The sequence below is a fragment of the Micromonospora craterilacus genome, from assembly GCF_003236315.1.
GTDB classification, from domain to species: Bacteria; Actinomycetota; Actinomycetes; order Mycobacteriales; family Micromonosporaceae; genus Micromonospora; species Micromonospora craterilacus.
Genome location: NZ_POTY01000256.1, coordinates 1 through 9,571, shown reverse-complemented (window position 1 = coordinate 9,571; position 9,571 = coordinate 1). Strand labels below are relative to the sequence as shown.

Below are 9,571 nucleotides of genomic sequence, written 5' to 3'. Positions count from 1 at the left end.
ACCCAGACCCGCAAGTCCTGGCCACCGGCTGAGCTTTCGGGGAAGCTCGCCTGCCTCAGCCGGGCAAGTCCAAGACGGCCCGGTGGCGTCGGGTTTGGCGGGGGAGCCCGCCCGACGCAGGGATCAAGCCTGACCGCCCGGAGCCGGGTGGGCTCCCCCGCCAAACCCAACCTCAGCCACGAACCGGCTCAGAGACGGAACACTACGGCCGAGCCGCTCTCCTCGCGGGTGATGCCCAGCCCGTCGAGCGGTGCGTCGACGCTGATCTCCCACGGCGTGCCGATGATCTGGTCGCGCATCACCACGACGTTGCGCACGCCGAGAGTGCGCAGGTAGTCGACGCTGGTCTGGTCGGGAAAGGTCATCGTCACCCGGCGAACGTCGTCGAGTTGGCGCGGGGTGAAGCCGCTGCCCCCGTTGACGATGTCCTGGAACCGGGTGGTCGACCAGAGCATCACCGGCTGGTCGTGGCTCTGCCCGCTGGGCAGCACCAGCAGCGGACCGTCGACCGTCCGCATGGCGGCCGGCTGCGGTGGCACCATCGGGTGCGGCGTGGTGTTCGTACCCTCGGCGATGACCAGCATCAGCGGTACCAGGGTGGCCAGGCGCAGCCACGGGCTCGGCCAGGAGGGGATCCGCTCGGCGGAGATCTCCCGGACCCGTTGAGCGAACGCACTCACCGCACCTGCCGCCAGCAGCCCGAGCAGCAGGGTGGTCCACAGCATCAGCCGGCCCGGCGTACGGATGCCGCTCCAGCCGGGCAGGTACTCGAAGAGCGGTACGTAGGTGAAGTCTCCGCCGAAGAGCTTGGTGCCCATCGACAGCGTCATCGCCACCAGCACCCCGGCGAGCAGCAGCAGGCGTTGGCGGACCGTCCAGATCGAGAAGAACAGGCCGCCGGCGGCCAGCGCGTAGAGCGCGAAGCCGGGCAGCAGCGTCATCTCCGGGTGCCAGGGCAGGATCGCCCGGGCGCCCTCGTGCAACCCGCCCCACACGCGGGACTCGGCGGGGGCCGTGACGAAGCCGCTCGCCGGAGGGGAGAAGACGGCGATGTCACCGATGGTCCGTTCCGCGTTCGGATGCAGTTGCGTGACGGTGAAGTACGGGATGGCCATCAGGACGCCCACCCCGGCGAAGATCAGCCCACCGATCAGGTCGGCGACGAACAGGCGCTGACCGAAGGGTCGCTTCAACCGCCAGAAGATCCGCTTCGCGTACCAGATGACCGCTGCCACGACGACCGCGCCGGCGAGGAAGTACGCGAACGGCAGGCCGATGCCGAAGCCGAGGCTCAGCTGCCAGGCCGCTACCAGCCAGCCCGCGTACACCCAGCCCTCGTGCCGGCGCTCGGGTCGGTAGCCGTGCCGCAGTGACCAGCCGTGCCCCCGGGCGAGCATGGCCAGCGCCAGCGGGATGCCGCCGTTGGAAATCACGTGCAGGTGGCCGGCCTGGGCCAGCAGCCACGGTGCGTAGGTGTAGCTGACCCCGGCCACCGCGGACCCGATCCGCCCCGCGCCCAACTGGCGGGCCAGCACGTACGCGCCGAACGTGGCGAGCGCGTGCGCCAGCACGAACATGATGTTGTAGCGGACGAGGGCAGCCTCGGGGCCGGTGCCGATCATGCCGGCCGGCGCGTACCCGAGCAGGGTGTCGGAGAAGGCGAAGCTCCACCGTTCCGGGTAGAACGCGTTGGCGTGCCACAGCTGGGCCGGATCGGTCAACAGGACGTGCCCGGACCAGGCCATCTGCCAGGCCTGCAGGCTCGGGTCCCAGTAGTCCTGCGGCAGCGTGTGCCGGGCGTACTGCAGCGTCGGCCAGGTCATCAGTACGGCCAGCGCCAGCGAACCGAGGGCGGCCAGGGTCCACTCGTGGATCAGGAACCGGCCGAGCCAGCGGGCGAGCCGGCCGTACCAGGTGGGCACCGGCTCGGGCGCCGGCCCGAAGGCGGCCCACCGATCCGGCTTGCCACCGTTGCTGCCGCCGTCGGCCTGGGCACCGGCCCGGTCCTTGGCGTCGCCGTCGCCGTCCTGCTCCTTGTCGGCCTTGTCCAGGTCGGCCTCGTCCTTGCCGGCCTTGGGCCGTTCTCCGTTGGACCGGTCGGTGCCGGCGCGACCGCTCGCCTCGGCCGCGCCGCCCGCTCCGGGCCGGTCGATCAGCGTGCCGCTCGTACCGGCCGCACCGGTCGTGGTACCGCTCGCGCCGGCTTCACCGGCTGCGGTGCCGTTCGCGCTGGCCCCGTCGGTCGTGCTGCCGCTCGCGCTGGTCTTACCGGTCGCGGTGCCGTTCGCGCCGGGCTTACCGGTCGTGGTGGCGTCCGCGCCGGGCTCACCGGTCGTGTCGGCCTCACCGGTCGTGGTGGCGTCCGCGCCAGGTCCGCCGCGCGCGGTGCGGTCGGCGGAGGACGCCGTTGCGGTGCCGCCGGGGGCGGTGGTGCGGGGAACGGCGCTGCCGGCCGTGCCCGGCTCGCGATTGGATGTGTCCGGGCCGGCGTCACCGGTCTCCGTGCCTTCGGGTGCCGGGTCGCCCGCGGCCCGCGGGTGGCGGGAGGTCGGCTGCGGGCCGCCGGAGGCGGACTGGTCCGTGGTCATGCCGCCGACGTCTCCCCGGCGAGTTGCCCGCGCAGGAAGGCGATGTCGCCGCTCTGCCCCTCGGCTCCGCCCGGCGTCTCCACGATGACCGGTGCGCCGGCCGCCCGGATCACCGCCACCACGAGTTCCGGGTCGATGGTCCCGCCGCGCAGGTTGTCGTGGCGGTCCCGACCCGACCCGAAGTCGTCCTTGGAGTTGTTGGCGTGTACCAGGTCGATCCGCCCGGTGATGGCCTTCACCCGGTCCACCAGGCCGAGGAGTTCCTCGCCGCCGGCATGTGCGTGGCAGGTGTCGAGACAGAAGCCGACCTCGTGGTCACCGATGGCATCCCACAGCCGGGCGAGCGCGTCGAGTCGGCGGGCGCAGGCGTTCTCACCGCCAGCGGTGTTCTCGATCAGCACCGGCAGGCCGAAGCCGCCGGACTCCGCCGCGTACGCCAGGGCCTTGCGCCAGTTGTCGAACCCGGTGGCGGGATCGTCGCCGGCGTTGACGTGCCCGCCGTGTACCACCAGCCCCTTGGCGCCGATCGCGACCGCCGCTTTCGCATGGGCCAGGAGCAGCTTGCGGCTGGGAATCCGGATGCGGTTGTTGCCGGTGGCGACGTTCACGACGTACGGCGCGTGCACAAAGATGTCGATGCCGGTCGCGCGCAGCCGTTCCGCGTCCTCACGGGGCTGCGGCGCCTTCCAACCCTGCGGGTCGGCGAGGAAGAACTGCACGGCGTCGGCCGCTCGGGCGGTCGCCTCCGTCAGGGGATCGGTCGGATCGACGTGGGCTCCGATACGCATGCAGGCGAGCCTACGTCGCGCGCCTGACAGGTGCGGTGACGCCACCGCCCGGTCGCGTCACCGCGTACGCCGGAAGTCGTTGATTCTGGTGGATCCGACGGTCAACCGATCCGCGCGTCCGGCGCTGCCGGGCGGGCCTGGGAGTTGGTTTCCGCAGTTCCCGGCGGGCCTGGTCCGGCTGGGGCGGAAATGCTCAGGAGCGGCCGGTCGGAACTCGTAGAGAAAAATGTCGGTAATTCTGGGATTTGCCCCATGAAGCACCAGCTTCCGGGATAACGTCAGGTAACAACGTGATAAAGCTCCGCGGGGCGTCTCCGGTCCAACCTCATCGGTGTGGTCGTTCCTCCCCAGGTCCCACCCAAGGAATGCGGACGAGGCGCCTCGCGGTCACGTGACCGGGGGTCCGTGCCGACAGCGACGTCGGCGCGGACCCCCGGTTCGCTGTGCCCGTCACCTCGGTGATGGTGATCGTCCGGGCCAGGTATCCTGGTCCGGTTGTCCGCTCCCGGGCCGGGTCCCCCCGAGCCGGGATGGGCACGACGCACGACCTCCTGCCACGGAAGGACCGTGGCCGCTTAGCCCACAGGAGGTGAGCACGTCTTGCGTCATTACGAAATCATGGTGATCCTCGACTCCAGTCTCGAGGAGCGCACCGTCGCCCCGTCGCTCGACACGTACCTGAACGTGATCAGGACCGCGGGTGGCTCGGTGGAGAAGACCGACGTGTGGGGCCGCCGGCGCCTCGCGTACGAGATCAACAAGAAGGCCGAGGGCATCTACGCCGTCGTCGACCTCCAGGCAACTCCGGAGGCGGTCGCCGAGCTGGACCGTCAGCTGCGACTCAACGAGTCCGTGCTGCGCACCAAGGTCATCCGTCCCGAAATGCGCTGAGCATTCCACCCAGCCCCACCCGGATCAGCCTCATCGGTGCTGTCGGAGGGTTCTGAGAACCTGTACGCGGGTACGGATTGAGTGCGCGAGGAGATGGTCATGGCAGGAGACACCACCATCACGGTCATCGGCAACCTGACTGATGACCCCGAGTTGCGGTTCACCCCCTCCGGGGCGGCCGTCGCCAAGTTCCGGGTCGCCTCGACGCCCCGGTTCATGGACAAGGCGTCCGGCGAGTGGAAGGACGGCGAGCCGTTGTTCCTCTCGTGCACCGTCTGGCGGCAGGCTGCGGAGCACGTGGCGGAGTCGCTGCAGCGCGGCGCCCGCGTGATCGTGTCGGGCCGGCTACGTCAGCGGTCCTACGAGACCCGCGAGGGTGAGAAGCGCACTGTCATCGAGCTGGAGGTCGACGAGATCGGCCCGTCGCTGCGCTACGCCACGGCGAAGGTGCAGAAGATGTCCCGCTCCGGCGGCAGTGGCGGCGGCTTCGGTGGCGGTGGCAACGGCGGTGGTGGTCAGGGCGGCGGCGGAGGCAACTTCGACGACCCCTGGGCTTCGGCTGCACCAGCCCCCTCGCGCTCGGGTGGCGGCAACTTCGACGAGGAGCCACCGTTCTAATGGCGCCGAGCGCCCGTGATCGTAAACCAGGAGCAAGAGCAATGGCGAAGGCTGCGGCACTGCGCAAGCCGAAGAAGAAGGTGAACCCGCTAGACAAGGACGGGATCACCTATATCGATTACAAGGACACCGCGCTGCTGCGCAAGTTCATCTCCGACCGCGGCAAGATCCGCGCTCGGCGGGTGACCGGCGTGACCTCGCAGCAGCAGCGGCAGATCGCCCGTGCGGTCAAGAACGCCCGTGAGATGGCGCTCCTGCCGTACACCGCGACGGCCCGCTGAGAGGAGGCGCCGACATGAAGATCATCCTGACTCAGGAAGTGTCCGGGCTCGGTGCCCCGGGCGACATCGTGGAGGTCAAGAACGGCTACGGCCGTAACTACCTGCTTCCGCAGGGCTTCGCGATCGCCTGGACCAAGGGCGCGGAGAAGCAGGTCACCCTCATCAAGCGGGCCCGCTCGGCCCGTGAGATCCGCGACCTCGGCCACGCCAACGAGGTGAAGGGCCAGCTCGAGGGCCTCAAGGTGAACCTGAAGGCCCGCGCCGGCGACGGTGGTCGGCTCTTCGGCTCGGTCACCCCGGCCGAGATCGTCGACGCCGTCAAGGCGGCCGGTGGTCCGGCCCTCGACCGCCGCCGGCTGGAGGTGTCCGGTCACATCAAGTCGATCGGGTCGCACCCGGTGCGGATCAAGCTGCACCCCGAGGTGACCGCCACGTTCAACCTCAACGTCGTGCAGGGCTGAGCCCCGCCGGCAGGTATGCGACAGGGCCCGCACCGTTCACCGGTGCGGGCCCTGTCGTATACGCCGATCAAGCGAGGGCGGCCGACCCGGCCGGCTGGACAGCAGCGGTGGTCAGCCGATGGGCTGGCCGGTCACCGCGCTGATCATCACAGTGGACAGACCACCGCCGACCACCGCGGCGGCGAGCGCCACCGTGGTGGACCGCCATGTCGTGCCCACCCGACGCAGCAGCATCGCGACCGCCAGACTGCTGGCCAGCGCCAACCCGAACCTCGGTATTCCACCCACCATCGACCCGAACGCCCGTGCCCGTGGCGATTCGCACCCGCCGCCGCTGATATCGGTCACGCAGCCCACCGGCGGCGCGCCGTCCAGCGTCAGCAACCATACGAAGATCACCATCGCGGGCAGGAGGTAGCAGGCGGCGGTGTACAACAGCGGCAGCCACGGGCCACCGGGATCCGGGTCGAGTAGGTCGTCTTCCAGGCGACGGTTCCAGCTACCGGCGCTGACCGCCTCGATCCGCCGCCGTACGGCTGCCATGCCGGCCTCCCGCGCGGGAGGAACCGGGGCCGAGCGCCGCCGCGGTGCCGGGCGCGGACGGGGCGCGGTGTAGCCGACCACCGGTGAGCGGGGCGCCGACGCGGTCGCGTCGACCCAACGGGGATCGTCGCCGGCCAACCGGGTCCCAGGCCAGAAGCCCTCCTGCACCGGCTCCGGCTCAGCCCGCCCCGTCCAGGACCACTGCTCGGCCCCGGACGCCGCACCCGAGCGCGGCGGCTCCGTGCGGTCCCAACGATCCAGGTCGGAATAGCCGTCCCACCGGGGTGCCTGCTGCCGTTCCCGCCGATCGGCCTCGGTGTAGCGGTCCCACTGGCCCGTGCTGTCGGGTTCGAGCCACTGGTCCGTGGCGGTCGTCTGCAGCCACTGGCTCGTGCTGTCGGTGTCCCAGGGATCGGTCGACCCGGCACCGGGCCGACGGTCGGCACCGCCCGGTTGCTGCCAGGCATGCAGACCGGAGGCATCCCACGGGTCCACCTCCGGCGGGCGGCCGGCCGCCTCCGTCCGCCGCCACGACTCCGCCGTCCGCTCCCAGGGTTCGGTTGTCCGCTCCCAGGGCTCCGCCGCCGGCCCGCTGGACTCGGCCGCACGACGCCGGCGCCGCATGGGCGACTGGGCCGCCGACTCCGAACCGGCCGCCTGCTGGCCCTCGTCCTGGCCCTCGTCCTCCAGTGCCGACCAGGTCACCTGGCGGCGGCGCGACTGCGCCCGGCGGGGACGGCTCTGCGGCGTCACGCCGGACACCGGGTCGTCCTCCTCGGCCCGGCGGCTGCCGACGTACCCCTCCTCCTGTGGACGGTCGAAGGTCCACTCCCGGGTGTGGTCGGCCTCCGGCGCGGCGGCGGGCGACGGGGAGTCGCGCCAGCTCGACTCGCCGGCCCGCCGGCTGCGGGTGGTCTCGGTCGAACGCCAGCTGCCGCCGTAACGGGGGCGGTCGGCGTCGTCATCGTCGTCCGGGGCGGCATGCCGGCCGCCACCGTCGACACTGCTGACACCCGACTCCAGCGCCCAACGCGGCAGGTACGGCTCTGCCGGCTCGTCCTGGCCGCGCTCAATGGCACGGCGGCGGCTCGGGGTGCGGTAACGCTCGACGGCGGAGTCGTAGCGGTCGGCCGGAGAACTTTCGACGGGATCGGCCCACGAAGCGGCCGGCCGTCGCTCTTGCGGGCCATCCTCCCCGCGTGCCCAGTCCCGGTAACTCACGGCCGGAGCGTGACCCTTCTCAACCGAAAGCGCAATCCGCTGTCCAGGTGTAGCCGTAGGCCACCGATCCTACGGGACGATCGGGACAAAGCCCTACCCGGAAATTGTCGTCCACAGGCTGGGGACGGTACCTTCCCAGCTCACAGGCGTGCTGTGGAGAGTTCCCCACCAGTTATCCACACCCGATGCACACCCTGCGCACATGCTTGTGCACCCGCGTCCACAGGTTGTCCCGAGGCTCGTCCACCGCCGTGGTTGAGCGGCTGACCTCGGGTTCCGTATGGTTACCCCCCGACCGACTGCGCGGTGGCCCCCGATCGACGTGGACGGTCGACCTGTCGCACCCAGGCGGTAAGCCTGAAACCGATCCGACGCAGTGGAGGGGGGCCCGGTGTCGGTCACCGACGACATGCGGACGGAGCCGTTCCCCGGCGGCGGGCAGCAATCCGGCCCGGCGCCGCGCGACGGTCAGTTCGACAAGACACCACCGCAGGACGTGGCCGCCGAGCAGTGCGTCCTGGGCGGCATGCTGCTGTCCAAGGACGCCATCGCCGACGTCGTCGAGATACTCAAGACCAACGACTTCTACCGGCCGGTGCACGCCACCATCTTCGACACCATCCTGGAGATCTACGGTCGGGGTGAGCCGGCCGACGCGATCACCGTCGCGGCGGCCCTGGCCGACTCCGGCGACCTGGCCCGGGTGGGCGGCGCGCCGTACCTGCACACGCTGATCGCCAGCGTGCCGACCGCGGCGAACGCCGCCTACTACGCACGGATCGTCAGCGAGCGCGCGGTGCTGCGGCGGCTGGTCGAGGCCGGCACCAGGATCGTCCAGCTCGGCTACGGCACCGCGGGCGGCGGCAGCCGCGACGTCGACGACATCGTCGACCTTGCCCAGCAGGCCGTCTACGACGTGACCGAGCGGCGGGTCAGCGAGGATTTCGCCGTCCTCGCCGACATGCTCCAACCGACCCTGGACGAGATCGAGGCCGTCGGTGCCCAGGGCGGTGTGATGACCGGCGTGCCCACCGGCTTCACCGACCTGGACCGGCTGCTCAACGGCCTGCACGCCGGCCAGTTGATCATCGTGGCCGGCCGCCCGGGTTTGGGCAAATCTACCGCAAGCATGGACTTTGCCAGGAATGCGGCTATTCGGGCAAACCAGGCGGCGGCGATCTTCTCGCTGGAAATGAGCAAGGTCGAGATCGTCATGCGATTGCTCTCGGCCGAGGCGCGGGTGCCGCTGCACGTGCTGCGCAGCGGGCAGCTCTCCGACGACGACTGGACGAAGCTGGCCCGCTGCATGGGCGAGATCAGCGAGGCTCCGCTGTTCGTGGACGACACGCCGAGCATGAACCTGATGGAGATCCGGGCCAAGGCGCGCCGGCTCAAGCAGCGACACGACCTCAAGCTGATCGTGGTCGACTACCTCCAGCTGATGACCTCACCGAAGCGCACCGAGAGCCGGCAGCAGGAGGTCGCGGACCTGTCCCGAGGTCTGAAGTTGCTGGCCAAGGAGGTCGAGTGCCCGGTCATCGCGGTCAGCCAGCTGAACCGTGGCCCGGAGCAGCGCACCGACAAGCGACCACAGTTGTCCGATTTGCGCGAATCGGGCTCGATCGAGCAGGATGCGGACGTTGTCATCCTTTTGCACCGCGACGACTACTACGACAAGGAGTCACCCCGGGCCGGGGAAGCGGATTTCATAATCGCTAAGCACAGGAATGGCCCGACCGACACGGTGACCGTGGCCGCTCAGTTGCATCTGTCCCGATTCGTGGACATGGCAATCGGGTGAGCCACTCGGCTTCTCAGTTGTCGCCAGCCCAAGTTGAGCAGGTCATCGGCCGAGCTGCCGGCGGCGAGAGCTCACCGCGATTGCCAAGTCGTACGGCGTAAGCCGGCAGGCGATCCACCATGAGTGGGCCGACGGGGGACCGGGCCGGCCGGTGCGGCGGCCCGGTCTCGCTGGGGCTCAGCCGAACATGTCGTCCAGGAAGCTCTTGCGCTTCTTGCGCCGGTAGTGCCCGTGGTAGCCGTAGTGCTGCTGACCGTGGCCGTACGCCGGTGCCGGTGCCGGGTAGCCGTGCGGCGGGGGCGGCGGCACGGTGCCGTAGCCCGGCTGCTGCGGCGCGGGCGCGTGCGGCGGCGGGTAACCGCCCGGCTGAGTCACATGC

General features: G+C 70.5%; 8 protein-coding genes and 1 pseudogene. 5 read left to right on the top strand and 4 right to left on the bottom strand.

The features are described from left to right. Positions 1-188 precede the first annotated feature (188 nt). Together C1I95_RS28400 and C1I95_RS28395 are read right to left on the bottom strand one after the other, a co-directional pair. Positions 189-2,588 (bottom strand): hypothetical protein, encoded by a 2,400-nt coding sequence (locus C1I95_RS28400; protein WP_233513942.1) that lies wholly within the window; start codon positions 2,586-2,588, stop codon positions 189-191. Next, complete coding sequence (locus C1I95_RS28395; protein ID WP_111218382.1) at positions 2,585-3,376, bottom strand: deoxyribonuclease IV; 792 nt, start codon at positions 3,374-3,376, stop codon at positions 2,585-2,587. The genes C1I95_RS28400 and C1I95_RS28395 overlap by 4 nt, the downstream gene beginning before the upstream one ends. A 600-nt stretch (positions 3,377-3,976) precedes the next feature. Between C1I95_RS28395 and rpsF the strand changes: the two genes are divergently transcribed. The 4 genes from rpsF to rplI all read left to right on the top strand — a co-directional run bounded on the left by rpsF (position 3,977) and on the right by rplI (position 5,627). Continuing rightward, complete coding sequence (gene rpsF / locus C1I95_RS28390) at positions 3,977-4,267, top strand: 30S ribosomal protein S6 (protein ID WP_111218380.1); 291 nt, start codon at positions 3,977-3,979, stop codon at positions 4,265-4,267. A gap of 81 nt (positions 4,268-4,348) precedes the next feature. Continuing rightward, entirely contained in the window at positions 4,349-4,885 is a 537-nt protein-coding gene (locus C1I95_RS28385; RefSeq protein ID WP_199523947.1) for a single-stranded DNA-binding protein, read from the top strand. A gap of 41 nt (positions 4,886-4,926) precedes the next feature. Then, positions 4,927-5,166: a 30S ribosomal protein S18 gene (gene rpsR / locus C1I95_RS28380; protein WP_007073789.1), complete on the top strand. Its 240-nt coding sequence runs from the start codon at positions 4,927-4,929 to the stop codon at positions 5,164-5,166. Positions 5,167-5,180: 14 nt separating this feature from the next. Then, positions 5,181-5,627, top strand: coding sequence for a 50S ribosomal protein L9 (gene rplI, locus C1I95_RS28375; RefSeq protein WP_111218378.1), 447 nt, complete (start codon positions 5,181-5,183; stop codon positions 5,625-5,627). A 111-nt stretch (positions 5,628-5,738) separates the two neighbouring features. Here rplI and C1I95_RS28370 read toward each other — a convergent pair whose 3' ends face one another. Beyond that, a complete protein-coding gene (locus tag C1I95_RS28370) occupies positions 5,739-7,391 on the bottom strand; it encodes a hypothetical protein (protein WP_111218376.1) in 1,653 nt (550 codons plus the stop codon). Between the two features lie 409 nt (positions 7,392-7,800). Here C1I95_RS28370 and dnaB point away from each other — a divergent pair, with 409 nt between their 5' ends. Then, positions 7,801-9,192 (top strand): replicative DNA helicase, encoded by a 1,392-nt coding sequence (gene dnaB / locus C1I95_RS28365; protein WP_438941347.1) that lies wholly within the window; start codon positions 7,801-7,803, stop codon positions 9,190-9,192. A gap of 177 nt (positions 9,193-9,369) precedes the next feature. Here dnaB and C1I95_RS28360 read toward each other — a convergent pair. Further along, positions 9,370-9,571: pseudogene (locus C1I95_RS28360) on the bottom strand (zf-TFIIB domain-containing protein); the annotation flags it as partial.

What these genes read in the sequence shown, in the direction of transcription:
- rpsR (WP_007073789.1), top strand. Translation starts at nt 4,927, where the DNA reads ATGGCGAAGGCTGCGGCACTGCGCAAGCCGAAGAAGAAGGTGAACCCG.
- dnaB (WP_438941347.1), top strand. Translation starts at nt 7,801, where the DNA reads ATGCGGACGGAGCCGTTCCCCGGCGGCGGGCAGCAATCCGGCCCGGCG.
- C1I95_RS28395 (WP_111218382.1), bottom strand. Translation starts at nt 3,376, where the DNA reads ATGCGTATCGGAGCCCACGTCGATCCGACCGATCCCCTGACGGAGGCG.
- C1I95_RS28400 (WP_233513942.1), bottom strand. Translation starts at nt 2,588, where the DNA reads ATGACCACGGACCAGTCCGCCTCCGGCGGCCCGCAGCCGACCTCCCGC.
- rplI (WP_111218378.1), top strand. Translation starts at nt 5,181, where the DNA reads ATGAAGATCATCCTGACTCAGGAAGTGTCCGGGCTCGGTGCCCCGGGC.